The sequence below is a fragment of the Micromonospora sp. DT48 genome (assembly GCF_049844495.1).
In the GTDB taxonomy this organism is placed as follows: domain Bacteria; phylum Actinomycetota; class Actinomycetes; order Mycobacteriales; family Micromonosporaceae; genus Micromonospora.
Genome location: NZ_JBNCLE010000004.1, coordinates 90,089 through 107,898 on the forward strand (window position 1 = coordinate 90,089; position 17,810 = coordinate 107,898).

At 68.6% G+C, this 17,810-nt stretch carries 29 protein-coding genes and 1 pseudogene; 1 reads left to right on the forward strand and 29 read right to left on the reverse strand.

Annotated elements, in window-relative coordinates:
• Positions 1–6: 6 nt before the first annotated feature.
• Entirely contained in the window at positions 7–612 is a 606-nt protein-coding gene (locus ACLQ2S_RS01065) for a class I SAM-dependent methyltransferase (protein WP_309222491.1), read from the reverse strand.
• A gap of 127 nt (positions 613–739) precedes the next feature.
• Between ACLQ2S_RS01065 and ACLQ2S_RS01070 the strand changes: the two genes are divergently transcribed.
• Positions 740–1,843, forward strand: a complete 1,104-nt coding sequence (locus ACLQ2S_RS01070) for a hypothetical protein (RefSeq protein ID WP_196222417.1) — start codon at positions 740–742, stop codon at positions 1,841–1,843.
• 9 nt (positions 1,844–1,852) lie between these two features.
• Here the strand turns inward: ACLQ2S_RS01070 and truA are convergent, their stop codons facing one another.
• The 28 genes and pseudogenes from truA to rpsS form a co-directional block, all read right to left on the reverse strand.
• Positions 1,853–2,677: a tRNA pseudouridine(38-40) synthase TruA gene (truA, locus tag ACLQ2S_RS01075; protein ID WP_309222490.1), complete on the reverse strand. Its 825-nt coding sequence runs from the start codon at positions 2,675–2,677 to the stop codon at positions 1,853–1,855.
• 119 nt (positions 2,678–2,796) lie between these two features.
• Positions 2,797–3,351: a 50S ribosomal protein L17 gene (rplQ, locus tag ACLQ2S_RS01080; protein WP_155214560.1), complete on the reverse strand. Its 555-nt coding sequence runs from the start codon at positions 3,349–3,351 to the stop codon at positions 2,797–2,799.
• Between the two features lie 34 nt (positions 3,352–3,385).
• Positions 3,386–4,408, reverse strand: coding sequence for a DNA-directed RNA polymerase subunit alpha (locus tag ACLQ2S_RS01085; protein WP_155214559.1), 1,023 nt, complete (start codon positions 4,406–4,408; stop codon positions 3,386–3,388).
• A gap of 98 nt (positions 4,409–4,506) precedes the next feature.
• The gene (gene rpsD, locus ACLQ2S_RS01090) at positions 4,507–5,133 is read right to left on the reverse strand and encodes a 30S ribosomal protein S4 (RefSeq protein ID WP_155214558.1); all 627 of its coding nucleotides are present in this window, start codon (positions 5,131–5,133) and stop codon (positions 4,507–4,509) included.
• 13 nt (positions 5,134–5,146) lie between these two features.
• Positions 5,147–5,554: a 30S ribosomal protein S11 gene (rpsK, locus tag ACLQ2S_RS01095; RefSeq protein WP_013288613.1), complete on the reverse strand. Its 408-nt coding sequence runs from the start codon at positions 5,552–5,554 to the stop codon at positions 5,147–5,149.
• A gap of 132 nt (positions 5,555–5,686) precedes the next feature.
• The gene (gene rpsM, locus ACLQ2S_RS01100) at positions 5,687–6,067 is read right to left on the reverse strand and encodes a 30S ribosomal protein S13 (RefSeq protein WP_093403631.1); all 381 of its coding nucleotides are present in this window, start codon (positions 6,065–6,067) and stop codon (positions 5,687–5,689) included.
• Positions 6,068–6,282: 215 nt separating this feature from the next.
• A complete protein-coding gene (gene rpmJ / locus ACLQ2S_RS01105; RefSeq protein WP_203997444.1) occupies positions 6,283–6,396 on the reverse strand; it encodes a 50S ribosomal protein L36 in 114 nt (37 codons plus the stop codon).
• Positions 6,397–6,486: 90 nt separating this feature from the next.
• Positions 6,487–6,708 (reverse strand): translation initiation factor IF-1, encoded by a 222-nt coding sequence (gene infA / locus ACLQ2S_RS01110; protein ID WP_007073013.1) that lies wholly within the window; start codon positions 6,706–6,708, stop codon positions 6,487–6,489.
• Between the two features lie 407 nt (positions 6,709–7,115).
• Positions 7,116–7,682, reverse strand: a pseudogene (locus ACLQ2S_RS01115) (DUF1707 SHOCT-like domain-containing protein); the annotation flags it as partial.
• Between the two features lie 60 nt (positions 7,683–7,742).
• The gene (gene map / locus ACLQ2S_RS01120) at positions 7,743–8,594 is read right to left on the reverse strand and encodes a type I methionyl aminopeptidase (RefSeq protein ID WP_425700934.1); all 852 of its coding nucleotides are present in this window, start codon (positions 8,592–8,594) and stop codon (positions 7,743–7,745) included.
• An 88-nt stretch (positions 8,595–8,682) separates the two neighbouring features.
• A complete protein-coding gene (locus ACLQ2S_RS01125) occupies positions 8,683–9,336 on the reverse strand; it encodes an adenylate kinase (RefSeq protein ID WP_155214555.1) in 654 nt (217 codons plus the stop codon).
• Positions 9,337–10,659 carry a preprotein translocase subunit SecY gene (gene secY / locus ACLQ2S_RS01130; RefSeq protein WP_425700935.1) on the reverse strand — a complete coding sequence of 441 codons (1,323 nt, stop codon included), beginning with the start codon at positions 10,657–10,659 and terminating at the stop codon, positions 9,337–9,339.
• A 231-nt stretch (positions 10,660–10,890) separates the two neighbouring features.
• Positions 10,891–11,334, reverse strand: coding sequence for a 50S ribosomal protein L15 (rplO, locus tag ACLQ2S_RS01135; RefSeq protein WP_425700936.1), 444 nt, complete (start codon positions 11,332–11,334; stop codon positions 10,891–10,893).
• Positions 11,334–11,516 (reverse strand): 50S ribosomal protein L30, encoded by a 183-nt coding sequence (rpmD, locus tag ACLQ2S_RS01140; RefSeq protein WP_018784560.1) that lies wholly within the window; start codon positions 11,514–11,516, stop codon positions 11,334–11,336. Before rpmD ends, rplO begins: the two co-directional genes overlap by 1 nt.
• Entirely contained in the window at positions 11,516–12,130 is a 615-nt protein-coding gene (gene rpsE, locus ACLQ2S_RS01145; protein ID WP_155214552.1) for a 30S ribosomal protein S5, read from the reverse strand. The genes rpmD and rpsE overlap by 1 nt, the downstream gene beginning before the upstream one ends.
• A 34-nt stretch (positions 12,131–12,164) precedes the next feature.
• Complete coding sequence (gene rplR / locus ACLQ2S_RS01150; RefSeq protein ID WP_281572198.1) at positions 12,165–12,554, reverse strand: 50S ribosomal protein L18; 390 nt, start codon at positions 12,552–12,554, stop codon at positions 12,165–12,167.
• Positions 12,555–12,621: 67 nt separating this feature from the next.
• Positions 12,622–13,164, reverse strand: a complete 543-nt coding sequence (gene rplF, locus ACLQ2S_RS01155; protein ID WP_155214551.1) for a 50S ribosomal protein L6 — start codon at positions 13,162–13,164, stop codon at positions 12,622–12,624.
• A gap of 16 nt (positions 13,165–13,180) precedes the next feature.
• Positions 13,181–13,588, reverse strand: coding sequence for a 30S ribosomal protein S8 (gene rpsH / locus ACLQ2S_RS01160; protein ID WP_018784557.1), 408 nt, complete (start codon positions 13,586–13,588; stop codon positions 13,181–13,183).
• Between the two features lie 96 nt (positions 13,589–13,684).
• Entirely contained in the window at positions 13,685–13,870 is a 186-nt protein-coding gene (locus ACLQ2S_RS01165; protein ID WP_007073023.1) for a type Z 30S ribosomal protein S14, read from the reverse strand.
• Position 13,871: 1 nt separating this feature from the next.
• Positions 13,872–14,441 (reverse strand): 50S ribosomal protein L5, encoded by a 570-nt coding sequence (gene rplE, locus ACLQ2S_RS01170; RefSeq protein WP_155214550.1) that lies wholly within the window; start codon positions 14,439–14,441, stop codon positions 13,872–13,874.
• Positions 14,441–14,761 (reverse strand): 50S ribosomal protein L24, encoded by a 321-nt coding sequence (rplX, locus tag ACLQ2S_RS01175; protein WP_170863408.1) that lies wholly within the window; start codon positions 14,759–14,761, stop codon positions 14,441–14,443. Before rplX ends, rplE begins: the two co-directional genes overlap by 1 nt.
• Positions 14,758–15,126, reverse strand: a complete 369-nt coding sequence (gene rplN, locus ACLQ2S_RS01180; RefSeq protein WP_015619002.1) for a 50S ribosomal protein L14 — start codon at positions 15,124–15,126, stop codon at positions 14,758–14,760. Before rplN ends, rplX begins: the two co-directional genes overlap by 4 nt.
• A 95-nt stretch (positions 15,127–15,221) precedes the next feature.
• A complete protein-coding gene (gene rpsQ, locus ACLQ2S_RS01185) occupies positions 15,222–15,500 on the reverse strand; it encodes a 30S ribosomal protein S17 (RefSeq protein WP_155214549.1) in 279 nt (92 codons plus the stop codon).
• Positions 15,497–15,733 (reverse strand): 50S ribosomal protein L29, encoded by a 237-nt coding sequence (gene rpmC, locus ACLQ2S_RS01190; protein ID WP_076466662.1) that lies wholly within the window; start codon positions 15,731–15,733, stop codon positions 15,497–15,499. Before rpmC ends, rpsQ begins: the two co-directional genes overlap by 4 nt.
• Positions 15,733–16,158 (reverse strand): 50S ribosomal protein L16, encoded by a 426-nt coding sequence (gene rplP, locus ACLQ2S_RS01195; protein WP_007465292.1) that lies wholly within the window; start codon positions 16,156–16,158, stop codon positions 15,733–15,735. The genes rpmC and rplP overlap by 1 nt, the downstream gene beginning before the upstream one ends.
• Before the next feature lie 3 nt (positions 16,159–16,161).
• Complete coding sequence (rpsC, locus tag ACLQ2S_RS01200) at positions 16,162–17,028, reverse strand: 30S ribosomal protein S3 (RefSeq protein WP_155214548.1); 867 nt, start codon at positions 17,026–17,028, stop codon at positions 16,162–16,164.
• On the reverse strand, positions 17,028–17,483 hold the full coding sequence (rplV, locus tag ACLQ2S_RS01205) for a 50S ribosomal protein L22 (RefSeq protein ID WP_155214547.1): 456 nt from the start codon (positions 17,481–17,483) through the stop codon (positions 17,028–17,030). Before rplV ends, rpsC begins: the two co-directional genes overlap by 1 nt.
• Before the next feature lie 40 nt (positions 17,484–17,523).
• Positions 17,524–17,805: a 30S ribosomal protein S19 gene (gene rpsS, locus ACLQ2S_RS01210; RefSeq protein WP_120330655.1), complete on the reverse strand. Its 282-nt coding sequence runs from the start codon at positions 17,803–17,805 to the stop codon at positions 17,524–17,526.
• Positions 17,806–17,810: the final 5 nt, after the last annotated feature.

Sequence of the window (17,810 nt, forward strand, 5' to 3'; positions counted from 1 at the left end):
ACCCGGTCAGCGGGTGACGCGCAACACCCGGAATCCCTTCTGGCTGGCCTGGCGAGCGACCTGCCACCCCTGCTCGACCAACCAGTTCTGCAACGAGTCACCGCCGAGGTGGCGGGCCACCACGAGCCAGGCGACGCCGTCCGCGGCCAGCCGGGGCAACCAGTGCAGCAGCATCCGGTGCAGTTCGTCCTTGCCGATCCGGATCGGTGGGTTGGACCAGATCTGCGCGAAGCGGAGGTCGGCGGGCACTTCCTCGGGCGCAGCCACCCGCAGCCGGTCGGAGAGTCCGAGCCGGGCGGCGTTGCCGGCCGTGAGGCTTCGAGCCCGCTCGTTCACGTCCACCGCCCAGGTGGTGGCGGCGGGGGCGACGGTGGCGAGCACACAGGCGATCGGGCCGAACCCGCAGCCGAGGTCGAGCAGGTCGCCGGTGGTCGTGGCGTCGGGCAACTCCGCCTTGCGCAGCAGCACCGCGGTGCCGGGGTCAAGGCGGCTGGCGGAGAAGACCCCGGAGGCCGAGGCCAGGGTGTAGTCCCGCCCCGCGACGGCGAACTGCACCTCGCGCGCCTGGGCGGGCGCGTTCGGCTCGGTGGTGAAGTAGTGGTCCCCGGTCACGCGGGCCATTCTCGCACCGGCCCGGAGGTACACCCAGCGGCGGCAGCCGCAGTCGACCCGACACGTCCGTACGCCGCGTTTTTCCAAAATACCTACTAAAGGGATAAACATCCCTACTCTGGACGACATGGTGTATCGGTACGACTCCGATGAGGACGCACACGTCCCGTACCGGGACGACGAGCCCGAGGGCATCGCGCCCCCGCCCGGCCCGCCGCCGCCGGCGGGTCCGTCCCCGTCGCGCTTCCCCGCCCCGTCCCTGACCCGGCCGAACCAGATCATGCTGCCGTCGTCGACGCCGCCGACCGGGGCGTACTCCACCGCGCGGCAGGAGCCGGCACCACGGTACGACCCGGCACCGGCCACCCTCGACGAACCGCTGTCGGTCGGCGTGGCGGAGGCACCGGTCGATGGCGGCACCACCACGGTCGTGCCGCCGCCCCGGCGTGGTGGCGGTCGGGCCTGGCAGGTGCTGATCGGCGGCGCCGCGGCGCTGGTGCTGCTCGCTCTCTGCGGACTCACCGCCGCCACCCTGATGGACGGTCGGACCCTGATCGGTCAACAGGCCGCCCCCAGCGACCCGGCGGACACCGCCCGCGATACCCCGCCCACCACGGCGAGCGACCTCGACTCCCGGGACACCGACCAGGCACCGCTCACCGCCCGCGAGGTCTTCCCCGCCAGCACGATCGCCGTCGGTGACGGCGAGAACGGCTACGAGGTGCTGCGCACCCAGTCCAGCGCCAGTTGCGCCGTGGCCGCCACCGGAGAGGTCGGGGAACTGCTGGTGCGGCTCGGCTGCAACCAGGTCGTCCGCGCCACCCTCCGCACACCCGACGGCGACCACCTGGTCACCACGGGCCTGTTCAACCTCACCGACCGGTCCAGCGCCGAACGCGCCCGAGACCGGATCCGCCAACTGCTCGACGAGCGGCAGGGGCGCTTCCGGGGCATGTCGGCGGGAGACGACACCGAGGTCGTCGCCACTGCCCCGGCTCGCGTCGGCTGGCAGGTACGCGGCCACTACATCGCCTACGCGGTGGTCGTCCGCACCGACGGCGCGACCATCCGCTCCGGCGACACCACCGTCCGCGAGATCCTCTTCGACATGCTCGAACAGCACCTCAGTCAGGGTGTGTTGGAGCGGCGCGCCGACGGCGGGACGGCGAGTCAACCGACCGAAGAGCCCTCCGACGGCACCGGTGACCAGGGCGGGTCCGACGAGGACTGACCGCCGAGGCTACGTCGCCACCCGCAGCCGCCGGGTCGCCTCGGCCCGGCGCGCGTACTCGGCAGGGTCGTCCGGGTAACCCACCGCCACCAGGGTCAGCCCGTGCGCGGGTGCCACGGTCACCTCGCTGGCCCGCTCCCGGCGGGTCAGCAGGTCGGCCGGCCAGTCCACCGGTCGACGACCGTCACCGGCGACCAGCATGGCACCGACCAGGCTGCGGACCATCGCCTGGCAGAACGCGTCGGCCTGCACGGTCGCGACGAGAGTGCCGTCGGCGTCGCGCCGCCAGTCCAGCCTGGTCACCTCCCGCAGCGTGGTGGCGTTCTCCTTGCGTCGGCAGTACGCGGCGAAGTCGTGCTCCCCCACCAGCCCGGCCGCCGCAGCGTTGAGCCGGTCGAGGTCGAGTTCGCGGGGCCAGGCCAGGATCACGTGCCGACGCAGCGGGTCGCATCCCCACGCGGCATCGGTCACCCGGTACTCGTAGCGGCGGAAGGTCGCCGAGAACCGGGCGTCGAAGGTGGCCGGCACCGCATTGATCGCTCGCACCCGCACATCGGTCGGGAGCAGGCGGGCCAGCCGACGCAGCAACCGTCCCTCGTGCGCCTTCCAGACGTCGGTGAGCATGTCCAGGTGACAGACCTGCCCGGTGGCGTGCACCCCCGCGTCGGTGCGCCCGGCGACGGTCAGTCCCGTCGCGGCACCCTCGCCGAGCACCAGGTCCAGCGTCTCGACCAGCACCCCCGCGACCGTCCGCCGGTCCGGCTGGGCGGCCCATCCGGAGAAGGCCGTCCCGTCGTACGCGACGTCCAGCCGCAACCGGGTCCGCTCGTCCACCTCGTACCTCCTGGTTGGTCTGCGCCGATCCCCCCGGCGCGACCGAGGATCTCACCATCGCCCCTGAACGGGGTCGGGCCCGGCACCCCTGAGGGTGCCGGGCCCGACGACAGCCTGGATCAGGCCTTGCCTTCCTCGGTGGCCAGGTCGCTGTCCTTGCGGGCAGCGGCGGTGTCACCGGAGGCCGACTGCGGCGCCTCGGCGTCCTGGTCGGCCGACCGCGGGGCCTCCTCGGCCGGGGCCAGCGCCTCGACCTTGTCCTGCTGGGCGGCCTTGCGACCGGCGGTCTTCTTGTTCGCCTTCGGCTCGGCGACCTGAAGCTCCTCGACCAGCTCGATGATCGCCATCGGAGCGGCGTCACCCTTACGCGGACCGGTCTTCACGATCCGGGTGTAGCCGCCGTTGCGGTTGGCGTACCGCGGCGCGATCTGGTCGAACAGGGCGTAGACCACGTCCTTGTCCTTGACCACGGTCAGCACGCGCCGACGCGACGCGAGGTCGCCCCGCTTGGCCTTGGTGATCAGCTGCTCGGCGAGCGGACGCAGCCGCCGGGCCTTGGTCTCGGTGGTCTTGATCTTGCCGTGCTGGAACAGCGAGGTGGCCAGGTTGGCCAGCATCAGCCGCTCGTGCGCGGGGCTGCCGCCGAGGCGGGGGCCCTTGGTGGGCGTGGGCATGCTTGGTGCTCCTCAGGTGTGGCGGCAGCGCGGACTAGAGCTGCTCGGTCTCGCGGTAGTCGTCGGTGTCGTAGTCAGCCTCGCCGAAGGTGTCCACGACGTGCGCCGGGTCGAAGTTCGGGGCCGAGTCCTTCAGCCCGAGACCCATCCCGGCGAGCTTCATCTTGACCTCGTCGATCGACTTCTGGCCGAAGTTGCGGATGTCGAGGAGGTCGGCCTCGGTACGCCCGATCAGCTCACCAACGGAGTTGATGCCCTCGCGCTTGAGGCAGTTGTAGGAGCGAACGGTCAGGTCCAGCTCCTCGATCGGCAGGGCCAGGTCCGCAGCCAGCTGCGCGTCCTGCGGCGACGGGCCGATGTCGATGCCCTCGGCGGTCTCGTCCAGCTCACGGGCCAGCCCGAACAGCTCCACCAGCGTCGAACCGGCCGAGGCCAGGGCGGTACGCGGCCCCATCGACGGCTTGGTCTCGACGTCGATGATCAGCCGGTCGAAGTCCGTCCGCTGCTCGACACGGGTCGCCTCGACCCGGTAGGTCACCTTGAGCACGGGCGAGTAGATCGAGTCGACCGGGATCCGGCCGATCTCCGCGCCCGCCTGCTTGTTCTGCGCCGCCGTGACGTAGCCGCGCCCCCGCTCGACGGTCAGCTCCATGTCGAGCCGACCCTTGCCGTTGAGGGTGGCGAGCTTCAGGTCCGGGTTGTGCACCGAGACCCCGGCCGGAGGCTGGATGTCACCGGCGGTCACATCGCCCGGGCCCTGCTTGCGCAGGTACATGCTGACCGGCTCGTCGTGCTCGGAGCTGACGCAGAGCTCCTTGATGTTCATGACGAGCTCGACCACGTCCTCCTTGACCCCGGGGATCGTGGTGAACTCGTGCAGCACACCGTCGATCTTGATCGAGGTGACCGCCGCACCCGGGATGGACGACAGCAGCGTACGCCGCAGCGAGTTGCCCAGGGTGTAGCCGAAGCCCGGCTCCAGCGGCTCGATGGTGAACCGGGACCGCGTCTCGTTGAGCGACTCCTCCGACAGAGTCGGTCGCTGGCTGATGAGCATGTCTTCTCTTCTCTTCCGGGACGCCCGCTATATGACGCCCACGACACAAACTGTTCCGGTGGCCCGCCCCGAGCGGGGCGGGCCACCGCAACGAGCCCTTACTTGGAGTAGAGCTCGACGATCAGCTGCTCCTGGACCTGGGTGTCGATCACCTGTCGGGCCGGGAGCGAGTGCACCAGGATCTTCATCTGGCTGGGGATGGCCTCCAGCCACGCCGGAACGGTCTTGGAGCCGGCCTCGGCCTGAGCCACGATGAACGGGGTGAGCTCCTTGCTCTTGCCCCGGACCTCGATGATGTCGTGCTCCTTGACGCGGAACGACGGGATGTCGACCTTCTTGCCGTTCACCGTGAAGTGACCGTGCTTGACCAGCTGACGGGCCATGTCCCGGGACTTGGCGTAGCCAGCCCGGTAGACCACGTTGTCCAGCCGCGACTCGAGGATCTGCAGCAGCACCTCGCCGGTCTTGGCCTTCTTGCTGACGGCTTCCTCGTAGTAGCCGCGGAACTGCTTCTCCAGCACGCCGTAGACGCGGCGGGCCTTCTGCTTCTCACGGAGCTGGAGCAGGTACTCCGTCTCCTTCGTGCGGCCGCGGCCGTGCTGCCCGGGCGGGAACGGCCGGGACTCGAACGGGCACTTCGGACCATCGCACTTGCTGCCCTTGAGGAACAGCTTCATCTTCTCCCGCCGGCAGCGGCGGCAGTCGGCACCGGTGTAACGAGCCATCTCTCTCTACCTCTCAGACCCGACGACGCTTCGGCGGACGGCACCCGTTGTGCGGCTGCGGGGTGACGTCGGAGATCTGCCCGACCTCAAGGCCCACGGCCTGCAGCGAACGGATGGCGGTCTCCCGGCCGGAGCCGGGGCCCTTGACGAACACGTCGACCTTGCGCATGCCGTGCTCCATGGCCCGACGCGCGGCGGCCTCGGCGGCCAGCTGCGCGGCGAACGGAGTCGACTTGCGGGAGCCCTTGAAGCCAACCTGGCCGGACGAGGCCCAGGAGATGACGGCACCAGTCGGATCGGTGATCGAGACGATGGTGTTGTTGAAGGTGCTCTTGATGTGCGCCTGCCCGTGGGCGACGTTCTTACGTTCCTTGCGCCGGACCTTCTTGACAGCGGCTCCGGCACGAGCCTTCGGTGGCATAAGTCTTGTGCGCTCCTGTTTCGGTTCTCGATCGGGTCCTGGCCCGTCGCCTGTTGAATCGGTAGGCACCGGTTCCGGTTGGAACCCGGCCTACCACGGCGGAGAACGACCAGAATTCCGGTTGAGGAACTACTACTTCTTGCCGGGCTTCTTCTTGCCGGCGACGGTCCGCTTCGGGCCCTTGCGGGTCCGGGCGTTGGTCTTGGTCCGCTGGCCTCGCACGGGCAGACCCCGACGGTGCCGGATGCCGGCGTAGCAGCCGATCTCGACCTTGCGGCGGATATCAGCGGCGACCTCGCGGCGCAGGTCACCTTCAACCTTGTAGTTGGCCTCGATGTGGTTCCGGAGCTGGACCAGCTCCTCGTCCGTGAGGTCCCGGACGCGCTTGTCCGGCGAGATGCCGGTGGCGCTGAGCGTCTCCAGGGCGCGGGTGCGACCCACGCCGAAGATGTAGGTGAGCGCGATCTCCATCCGCTTTTCGCGGGGGAGGTCGACGCCGACTAGACGTGCCATGTGCGGGCGTACTCCTCGTGGTGTGCTGGCGAAGGTGTGGACCCGTCCCACCCCGCTACCGGCCGTCCCTGTCCTTCCGACGCCGATGACGCCGGCGACCGGGATCGGTCGCTGCCCGAGCGGGCCCCGGCCTTCGACCGGGGGTCAACCACGATTGGAGTACGCGCTGCGCACCGCTCGCGGCTGGGACGAGCATGTGTGTTGTGTGGGCTGGTTCAGCCCTGGCGCTGCTTGTGGCGCGGGTCGACGCAGATGACGATGACCCGGCCGTGCCGGCGGATCACCTGGCACTTGTTGCAGATCCGCTTGACGCTCGGCTTGACCTTCACGGTTGCCTTACTTCCCATCTGGCCCGAGGTCGCATGGCGCGACACCGGACATCGAAGACGGACACGGGACGTTCCCGGCCGTCGTCAGGCTTACTTGTAGCGGTAGACGATGCGCCCGCGGGTCAGGTCGTACGGCGAAAGCTCGACGACGACTCGATCCTCCGGCAGGATGCGGATGTAGTGCTGCCGCATCTTGCCGCTGATGTGAGCCAGCACCTTGTGGCCGTTGGCGAGCTCCACCCGGAACATAGCGTTCGGCAGGGGCTCGATGACCCGACCTTCGATCTCGATGGCTCCGTCTTTTTTCGGCATGTCCTCCGCTGTCCTGACGTCGGTTGCTCCGGACGGCCCACAACGTCTTACACGGGATGCTTGACCAAGATCAGACTTCCCGCGCCAGCCGCGGCTCCGCGTCCCACCGAAGCGCTGGTGGGCATGGCGGAGTGGACGCTGTGCGCCGATCAGAAAGTGTACGCCCGCCTGCATGCCGTCGCCAAACCGACCGGCCAGCCCGACCCGGACCGGCTGCGGAAACGGGACGATCAGCCCACATCACCCCGGTCGGAGCGGCGCGCCTCGCCCGCCGGAGCCCCGGCCACCTCGCCGGTCCCGGTGCCGTCCGCCGTGTCGTCGCCGGTGGCGGCATCGGTTGCCGGACGCCCGTCCCCGCAGACGCCGTCGCTCACCGCCAGCGCGGCACGTTCGCCGGCCGCTGCCCCACCGGAGCCGGCGGCATCGGGCTGCCGCTGACTCAGCATCCTGCGCTCCCGCTTGAGCGCCCGCTTCTGCGCCCGCCGCTGGCGGCGACGCTCCCGCTGTGCGGCCCACCGTTCCGGCTCGCCGCTGGCCAGCCCGGTGACGGTACGCACCAGCAGCACCGCACCCCACGGACCCGCCACCCAGCCCGGCCAGAAGTAGAGCGCCACACCGGCGGCCATCGAGGTGACGGCCCACACCGTCACCACGATCCCGACCGCTTGCAGCCAGGGCCCCCAGATCATGGCCAGCCACTGTGCGGTCGGCCCCCGTCCGGCCCGGGTCGGCACCGGCGCGTCCGGTACTGCGGGCGTCGGCGCCACCGACGTCGGCGCCACCGCACCTGCGGGCGCCGGCAGATCGCTGACGAGGGTGTCCAGTTCGGCGTAGGTGCGAGCGGCGTAGGCCCGCTGCAACCGCTCGTCGTACTCGTGCAGGTCTAGTCGGCCCTCGTCGAGAGCCACCCGGAGACGTTCGGCGACCGTCTGCCGGTCGGAGTCCGCTGCCCGCATGGCGCCCTGCTCGTCCATGTCGGCAAGCATGCCACCGCGTTGCCAGTGCCGCGATCGGCCGGGTCGCGGAGTGAGCCGCTACGCGGTCGGCGTGCCGCTCGGCTGGCGGGCGGTGACCAGGTCACCCAGGCGGGCGCGGCCACCGTCGTGGGCGGTCAGCACCCACACCCCGTCCGGCAGCAGGGCCATGGTGTGCTCGACGTGGGCGGCCCGCGAGCCGTCGCGGGTGACGACCGTCCAACCGTCGGCGAGTTCCGCCGTACGCGGCGAACCCATGGTGATCATCGGCTCGATGGCCAGCGCCATCCCGGGCACCAGTCGGGGCCCCTTGCCCGGCCGTCCGTGGTTGAGCACGTGCGGGTCCTGATGCATCTCGGTGCCGATGCCGTGGCCGCCGTAGCCGTCCACGATGCCGTACCGCCCCGCCTTGCGTACCGCGCGCTCGACCGCGTGCGAGATGTCGGTCAGCCGACCCCTACCGTTGGCCGCGCCGCGAGCTGCTGCGGCGATCCCAGCCCACATCGCGTCCTCGGCCACCTCGGCCATCCGCAGCAACGCCGGATCGACCTCGCCCACGCCGACCGTGATCGCCGCGTCGCCGTGCCATCCGTCCAGCACCGCGCCGCAGTCGATCGAGATCAGGTCTCCCTCAGCGAGAACCTGCTTCGGCGACGGGATGGCGTGCACGATCTGCTCGTTGACCGAGGAGCAGATCGACGCGGGAAACCCGTGGTAGCCCTTGAAGGACGGGACCGCTCCCGCGTCCCGGATCGTCGACTCGGCGATCTCGTCCAGATCGGCGGTGCTCACCCCGGGGGCCACCGCCTCCCGCATCCGGCGAAGCGCCTCCGCGACCACGAGGCCAGCGGCACGCATCTTCTCGATCTGCTCAGGAGTCTTCAGCTGGATGTCCAGCTGGGGACGACGCATGGAGGCGCTACCTTTCGTTGCCGAAACAGCGGGGTACGACCGGCGTACCCCGCTGTCAGGACTCTATCCGGCTGGCAGCCGGGCGACCTCAGGCCCCGTACGACCGCAGGGCGTCGATGGCGCGGACCGTGACGTCCTCCACCGGACCCGTGGCGTCGATGCCGACCAGCTTGCCCTGCGCGCCGTAGTAGTCGACCAGCGGCGCGGTCTTCTCGGCGTACTCCCGCAGTCGGGCGGCGATGGTCTCCGGCTTGTCGTCGTCGCGCTGGAACAGCTCCGCGCCACAGCGGTCGCAGATGCCTTCCCGGCTGGTCGGGTCGAACTCGACGTGCCAGATCTTGCCGCAGCCCCGGCAGGTACGCCGACCGGAGAGCCGCCGGATCACCTCGTCGTCGTCGACCACCAGTTCGAGGACGACGTCCAACGAGGTCCCCAGGTCCGCGAGGAGCTTGTCCAGCGCGGCGGCCTGCGGGGTGGTACGCGGGAACCCGTCGAGGAGGAACCCTTCGGCGGCGTCCGGCTCCGCGAGCCGGTCCCGCACCATGTTGATGGTGACCTCATCCGGCACGAGCTTGCCGGCATCCATGTAGCGCTTGGCCTCGACGCCGAGCGGCGTGCCCTGAGACACGTTGGCTCGGAAGATGTCGCCAGTCGAGATCTTCGGCACGGACAGATGCGCGGCGATGAACTCAGCCTGTGTGCCTTTGCCCGCACCCGGCGGGCCAACCAGAACCAGTCTCATCTACCGCAGGAACCCTTCGTAGTTCCGCTGCATCAGCTGGCTCTCGATCTGCTTGCTCGTCTCCAGAGCCACGCCGACCATGATCAGCACAGCGGTACCACCGAACGGGAAGTTGAGGTACTGCTGACGGTCCAGCCAGATGAAGAAGAAGTTCGGCAGGATCGAGATGGTCGCGAGGTACAGCGCGCCCGGCAGGGTGATGCGGCTGAGGATGAAGTCCAGGTAGTCGGCGGTCGGCTTACCGGGGCGGATACCCGGCACGAAGCCGCCGTACTTCTTCATGTTGTCTGCGACCTCGGTCGGGTTGAACGTGATCGAGACGTAGAAGTAGGTGAAGAAGATGATCAGCAGGAAGTAGACCGTGATGTAGATCGGGCTGGTCGGGTCGACCAGGTTGTTCTGGATCCACGTCTGGGTCTTGCCCGGGTCGTTCTGGTCGAAGAACTGCAACGCCAGCTGCGGCAGGTAGAGCAGTGACGAACCGAAGATGACCGGGATCACACCAGCCTGGTTGACCTTCAGCGGGATGTAGGTCGACGTGCCGCCGTACATCCGCCGGCCGATCATGCGCTTGGCGTACTGCACCGGGATCCGGCGCTGTGACTGCTCGATGAAGGTGACCGCGGTGATGACCACCAGGACCAACGCGATGACGAGCAGGAACTTCCACCAGCCCTGGCTCTCCTTGATCCGCCAGCCCTCGCTGGGCAGGCGGGCCGCGATGGAGGTGAAGATCAGGACCGACATGCCGTTACCGACGCCCCGGTCGGTGATCAGCTCACCGAGCCACATGACCATGCCGGTGCCGGCGGTCATCGTCATCACCAGGATGGACAGGGTCAGCCAGTCCGGAACACCGGTGCCGGTCGGGATGATCTCCTCGTTGCACTGGTTGTTGAACAGCTGCCCGGAGCGGGCCAGCGCCACGAAGGCCGAGGCCTGCAGGATACCCAGCCCCAGCGTCAGGTAGCGGGTGTACTGGGTGATCTTCGCCTGACCGGCCTGGCCCTCCTTGCGGAGCTGCTCAAGCCGGGGGATCACCACTGTCAGCAGCTGCAGGATGATCGACGCGGTGATGTAGGGCATGATGCCCAGCGCGAAGACCGACAGCTGGAGCAGCGCGCCGCCGGAGAAGAGGTCGAGCAGGTTCAGTACGCCGGTCGAGCCCTCGATGGCTTCCAGGCACTTCTGAACGTTGCCGTACGAGACACCTGGGCTGGGCACCGTGGCGCCGAGCCGATAGATCGCGACGATGCCGACTGTGAACAGCAGCTTCTTGCGCAGGTCAGGCGTACGGAACGCACTGAGAAAGGCGGACAGCAACTTCTTCCTCCTGCGCGAGGCGGGCCGCCGGTCGTCCCTGGCGGTTCGGGGTGGGCTCCGGGCAAGTGCCCGATTCCATGGCTGGGAAGGGACTCTAACAGCCCGATCCCGGTACGGGCAGATCTGCCCGGCTACATAAACCAGATCCGATATTACCGGGCGCACAGTGCCCGTTGTAGACCACGGCGCCCGCCAGCTGAGATCAACTGGCGGGCGCCATGAAAAACAGCACTACAGCTCGGTGACCGAGCCGCCGGCGGCCGTGATCTTCTCCTTGGCCGAGGCGCTGAACGCGTGCGCCGACAGCTGGAGAGCCACCCCGCCGAGGTCCCCGGTGCCGAGAACCTTCACCGGCTGTCCCTTGCGGACCGCGCCGGCCTCGACCAGTTCGGTCGGGCCGACCTGGCCACCGTTGGGGAACAGCTCGGCCAGGCGGTCCAGGTTGACAACCTGGTACACCACCTTGAACTTGTTCTTGAAGCCCTTCAGCTTCGGCAGGCGCATGTGGATGGGCATCTGCCCACCCTCGAACGCCGCCGAGATGTTCTTCCGGGCCTTCGAACCCTTGGTACCGCGACCGGCGGTCTTGCCCTTGGAGCCCTCACCGCGACCCACGCGGGTCTTCGCGGTCTTGGCACCCGGCGCCGGACGCAGGTGATGGACCTTGATCGTCATTACTCGACCTCCTCGACCTTCACGAGGTGGTTGACCGTGAAGATCATGCCGCGAATCTCGGGCCGGTCCTCCTTGACCACCACGTCATTGATCCGCTTGAGACCGAGCGAACGCAGCGACTCGCGCTGGTTGCGCTTGGTCCCGATCTCGGAACGGACCTGGGTGACCTTGAGACGTGCCATCAGGACGCCACCTCCGCCCGCGAGGCCAGCATGGCCGCCGGAGCGACGTCCTCCACTGGCAGGCCCCGCCGCGATGCCACGGCCTCCGGGGACTCCAGCCCCTTCAGCGCGGCCACGGTGGCGTGCACGATGTTGATCGGGTTCGACGAGCCCAGGCTCTTGGAGAGCACGTCGTGGATGCCCGCGCACTCCAGCACGGCACGGACCGGACCACCGGCGATGACACCCGTACCGGCCGAGGCCGGCTTGAGCAGCACCACACCGGCGGCTTCCTCGCCCATGACCGGGTGCGGGATCGAGGAACCGATCCGCGGCACCTTGAAGAAGTGCTTCTTGGCCTCCTCGACGCCCTTGGCGATCGCCGCGGGCACCTCCTTGGCCTTTCCGTAGCCCACGCCCACGGTGCCGTCGCCGTCGCCCACGACCACCAGGGCGGTGAAGCTGAAGCGACGACCGCCCTTCACGACCTTGGCGACACGGTTGATCTCGACGACCCGCTCGAGGTGCGGGGTCTTCTCGGCGGGCGCGTTTCCGCGGCCGCCCTCACGGCGGTTGTCGCGGCGACCACCCTCGTTGCCACCGGACCCGCCGCCACGGCGCTGTTGACCTGGCATCAGCAGCCTTCCTTCTCTCTCGTGACGGGGATTGTCAGAACTCGAGCCCGGCTTCGCGGGCGGCGTCGGCAAGCGCGGCGACCCGCCCCGCGTACCGGTTGCCACCGCGGTCGAAGACGACCTTGGAGATGCCAGCGGCCTTGGCCCGCTCGGCCAGCAGGGCGCCGACCTTGCCGGCGAGGGCGCTCTTGTCGCCCTCCGTGCCGCGCAGCGAGGCGTCCAGGGTCGAGGCCGACGCCAGGGTGTGACCCTTGGTGTCGTCCACGATCTGGGCGACGATGTGCCGCAGCGAACGGGTCACGACCAGGCGCGGACGCTCGGCGGTGCCGCTGACGTTCTTGCGCACTCGGAAGTGCCGCCGCGCCCGCCCGACGGCACGCTTGGCGGCGACGCCGCGGCGGCGCTTGAGCAGCGTGGCGCTCACTTCTTACCTGCCTTTCTCACAGCCTCACGGCCGGCGGAGGACCTCGCCTCAGTGCTGATGCGCGCGGTCACTTCTTGCCCGCCTTTCCGGCCTTGCGTCGGATGACCTCGCCCTGGTACTTCACGCCCTTGCCCTTGTAGGGCTCCGGCGGGCGAATCTTCCGGATGTTGGCGGCGACCTCACCGACGAGCTGCTTGTCGATGCCGGCCACGTGGAACAGCGTGGGCCGCTCCACCGTGAAGGTGATGCCGTCCGGGGCCTGCACCAGCACCGGGTGCGAGAACCCGAGCGCGAACTCCAGGTCCTTGCCCTTGGCGGTGACCCGATAACCGGTGCCGGCGATCTCCAGGCTCTTGCGGTAGCCCTCGGTGACCCCGACGATCATGTTGGCGACCAGGGTACGGCTCAGGCCGTGCAGCTCCTTGGCCTTGCGCTCGTCGTTCGGGCGGTTGACGTTCAGTTGCCCGTCCTCGGCCCGCTCGATGGTGATCGGCTCGGCCAGGGTGTGCGACAGCTCGCCCTTGGGGCCCTTGACCTTGATGGTCCGGCCGTCGATCGTCACGTCGACTCCGGATGGCACCGGGATCGACTTACGTCCAATACGCGACATTTCTACCTGTCTCCCGTTACCAGACGAAGGCGAGGACTTCCCCGCCAACGCTCCGCTTGCGGGCCTGCCGGTCGGTGAGCAGTCCCTGGGACGTCGAAATGATCGCCACGCCCAGCCCGCCGAGCACCCTGGGGAGCCCGTCCGACTTGGCGTACACCCGCAGACCGGGCTTGGAGACGCGCTTGATACCGGCCAGGCTCCGCTCCCGGTTCTGGCCGTACTTCAGCTCGACGACCAGTCGCTTGCCGACGGCACCCTCCTCGGGCTCCTCGACCGACCAGGTGGCGATGTAACCCTCGGACTTGAGGACCTCGGCGATGTTCGCCTTGATCTTCGAGTACGGCATCGTCACCCGGTCGTGGTACGCCTGGTTGGCGTTACGCAGACGCGTGAGCATGTCTGCGATCGGGTCGGTCATCGTCATGAAAACTCGTCAACCTTTCTCGCCGGGGTTCCCGCGACACGCGCAGGCCTACGGCGAAGAGACAGTCCAGCTGACGCGCCGGAGCGCGTCGGGCTATTACCAGGAAGCCTTGGACACGCCGGGCAGCTCACCGCGGTGGGCCATCTCCCGGATGCACACCCGGCAGAGCCCGAACTTGCGGTAGACCGCCTTGGGACGCCCGCACCGCTGGCAGCGGGTGTACGCGCGAACCGAGAACTTCGGCTTCGCGGCCGCCTTCAGGATCAGCGCCTTCTTGGCCATCTCAGTTCTCCTTGAACGGGAAGCCCAGGAGCTTCAGCAGCGCCCGGCCCTCGTCGTCGGTCGTGGCGGTCGTGACCACCGTGATGTCCATGCCCCGCTGGCGGTCGATCTTGTCCTGATCGATCTCGTGGAACACCGACTGCTCGGTCAGACCGAACGTGTAGTTGCCGTGCCCGTCGAGCTTGCGCCCGTCGAGGCCGCGGAAGTCACGGATACGCGGCAGCGCGATGGACAGCAGCCGGTCCAGGAACTCCCACATCCGGTCGCCGCGCAGGGTCACCTTCGCGCCGATCGGCATGCCCTCCCGCAGCTTGAACTGCGCGATGGACTTCGTCGCCCGCCGGACCTGCGGCTTCTGGCCGGTGATGGTGGCCAGGTCGCGGACCGCACCGTCGATGAGCTTGGCGTCCCGGGCGGCCTCGCCCACACCCATGTTCACGACGATCTTGACCAGTCGCGGCACCTGCATGGGGTTGCCGTACTGGTACTGCTCCCGCAGCTGAGCGATGATCTCGTTGCGGTACCGCTCCTTGAGGCGCGGCATCGTCTTGGTTTCGGTAGCCGTGGTCATCACAGGTCCTTACCGGTGCTACGCGCGATGCGAACCTTCTGGCCGTTCTCGTCGATCCGGTAACCGACACGGGTCGGCTTGCCGTCGGAGTCCACGACCATCACGTTCGAGACGTGGATCGGGGCTTCCTGGGTGACGATGCCACCGGTCTTGGCGCCACGCTGGGTGGTGCTGATGCGGGTGTGCTTCTTGATCCGGTTCACGCCCTCGACCAGGACCTTGTCCTGCCGCGGGTAGGCCGCGATGACCTTGCCCTTGGCACCCTTGTCCTTGCCGGCGATGACGACGACCGTGTCGCCCTTCTTGACCTTCACGGTCACAACACCTCCGGCGCGAGAGAGATGATCTTCATGAACCGCTTGTCCCGCAGCTCGCGACCAACCGGGCCGAAGATACGGGTACCGCGCGGGTCCCCACCGTCCTTGATGATGACGGCGGCGTTCTCGTCGAAGCGGATGTACGAGCCGTCCGGACGCCGCTTCTCCTTGGCGGTGCGGACGATGACGGCCTTGACCACGTCGCCCTTCTTCACACCGGCACCCGGGATCGCGTCCTTGACGGTGGCCACGATGACGTCGCCGATGCTCGCGTAGCGCCGACCGGAGCCGCCGAGCACCCGGATGCACAGGATCTCCCGGGCACCCGTGTTGTCGGCGACGCGCAGTCGCGACTCCTGCTGAATCACGTCTATCTCCTATGTCTGCCGGTTCTCCGGCCGCCGGAGCGGCCGGAGCCTGGCGGAACCTGCGCCCGACCATCTGGGCCGAGCTCGAGCCTTCGCTACTTGGCCTTCTCGAGGATCTCCACGAGCCGCCACCGCTTGGTGGCGGAGAGCGGCCGGGTCTCCATGATCAGGACGCGGTCGCCGATGCCGGCAGAGTTCTGCTCGTCGTGGACCTTGAGCTTGCTGGTCCGGCGCATGATCTTGCCGTACAGCGCGTGCTTCACCCGGTCCTCGACCTCGACCACGATGGTCTTTTCCATCTTGTCGCTGACCACGAGGCCCTCACGGACCTTGCGCCGGCCCCGTGGCTTGGTGGCGGTCGTGTTCTCGCTCATCCTGCAGTCACCTCAGTCGGCGCGGCCGAGAGCCCCAGCTCACGCTCACGCATGATCGTGTAGATCCGGGCGATCTCCCGACGGATGACCTGCAGCCGCCGGTTGTTGTCCAGCTGCCCGGTTGCGGCCTGCACGCGGAGGTTGAACAGCTCCGCCTTGGCCTCGCGCAGCTTCGTGACCAGCTCCTCCTCGGAGAGCTCACGCAGCTCGGAGGCCTTAACGCCCGCTGCCATCAGGATTCACCCACTTCGCGCGTAACAATGCGGCACTTCATCGGGAGCTTGTGGATCGCGCGACGCATCGCCTCTCGCGCGATCTGCTCGTTCGGGAAGGACATCTCGAAGAGAACCCGCCCGGGCTTGACGTTGGCGACCCACCACTCGGGCGAGCCCTTACCGGAGCCCATCCGGGTTTCGGCCGGCTTCTTGGTGAGGGCCTGGTCCGGGAAAATAGTGATCCAGACCTTGCCGCCACGCTTGATGTGGCGGGTCATCGCGATACGCGCCGACTCGATCTGCCGGTTGGTCACGTACGCCGGCTCCAGAGCCTGGATCCCGAACTCGCCGAACACCACCCGGTTGCCGCCCTTGGACGCGCCGCTGCGGTCCGGGTGGTGCGGCTTGCGGAAGCCCTTCGGGGGCTTGCGCGGCATCAGCATCTGTCAGCCCTCCTGCTGCGTTTCTGCCGGAGCCGAGGCAGCAGCCGCGACAGCGGAGCTGTCGACCGGCTCGCCACTCGGCGTCTCGGCCTGCTGCGCGACGGTCGTCGCGGCAGCCCGGCCGGCCTCGGTGCCACCGGAGGTCGTGCCGGACGAACCCGACCGACCACGGCGCGGCCGCTCAGGCCGGTCACCGCGCTCCCGGCGCGGGCGCGACGGAGCCTCGGTCGGGGTCTCCCGACCCGGCACCGCGTCACCCTTGTAGATCCAGACCTTCACGCCGATGCGGCCGAAGGTGGTACGGGCCTCGAAGAAGCCGTACTCGATGTTCGCGCGCAGCGTGTGCAGCGGAACCCGACCCTCGCGGTAGAACTCCGTGCGGCTCATCTCGGCGCCGCCGAGGCGACCCGAGACCTGCACCCGGATGCCCTTGCACATCGGGTTCTTCATCGCCGACTGCATCGCCTTGCGCATCGCGCGACGGAAGCTGACCCGGCTGGAGAGCTGCTCGGCGACGCCCTGGGCGACCAGCTGCGCATCCGACTCGGGGTTCTTCACCTCGATGATGTTCAGCTGCACCTGCTTGCCGGTGAGCTTCTCCAGCTCGCCGCGGATCCGGTCGGCCTCCGCACCCTTACGGCCGATGACGATGCCCGGCCGGGCGGTGTGGATGTCGACGCGGACCCGGTCGCGGGTGCGCTCGATGTCGACCTTGGAAATGCCGGCGCGCTCCAGGCCCTTGGACATCATCCGGCGGATCTTGACGTCCTCGCCGATGTAGTCCTTGTAGAGCTTGTCCGCGAACCAGCGGGACTTCCAGTCGGTCGAGATGCCGAGCCGGAACCCGTGCGGGTGGACCTTCTGACCCATTACTCGGCACCCTCCGTGTTGCTCTGCGTCTCAGCCGGCGCGGTCTGCTTCGCCGGAGCCGCCTTGTTCGCCGACTTCTTCGGCGCGGCCGGCGCGACCGCCTCGACCGCCACGGTGATGTGGCAGGTGCGCTTACGGATCCGGTACGCCCGGCCCTGCGCCCGTGGCTGGAACCGCTTCATCGTCGGGCCCTCGTCCACGAACGCCTCGCTGACGAGCAGCGCGTCGGGGTCCAGCCGCTCGTTGTTCTCCGCGTTGGCGATCGCGCTCGCGAGCACCTTGTACACCTGCTCGCTCGCAGCCTGCGGCGCGAACTGCAGCACCGTGAGCGCCTCCTTCGCGGGCAGGCCGCGGACGAGGTTGACCACCCGGCGCGCCTTCATCGGCGAGATGCGCACGTACCGCGCAACCGCCCGCGCGCCCGGAAGCACCGGAGCGTCGCCCTTTCCTGGCATCGCTGTAACCCCTTGATCCTCTATCCGTATGCCCGCGGCGTCAGCGCCGGCGGCTCTTCCGGTCGTCCTTCTCGTGACCCTTGAACGTGCGGGTCAGCGCGAACTCGCCGAGCTTGTGCCCGACCATCGCCTCGGTCACGAACACCGGGACGTGCTTGCGTCCGTCGTGCACGGCGATCGTGTGCCCGAGCATCTCCGGGATGATCGTCGAGCGCCGCGACCAGGTCTTGATGACGTTCTTGGTGCCCTTCTCGTTCTGCGTCTCCACCTTCTTGAGCAGGTGGTCGTCGACGAACGGGCCCTTCTTCAGGCTGCGAGGCATGTCTT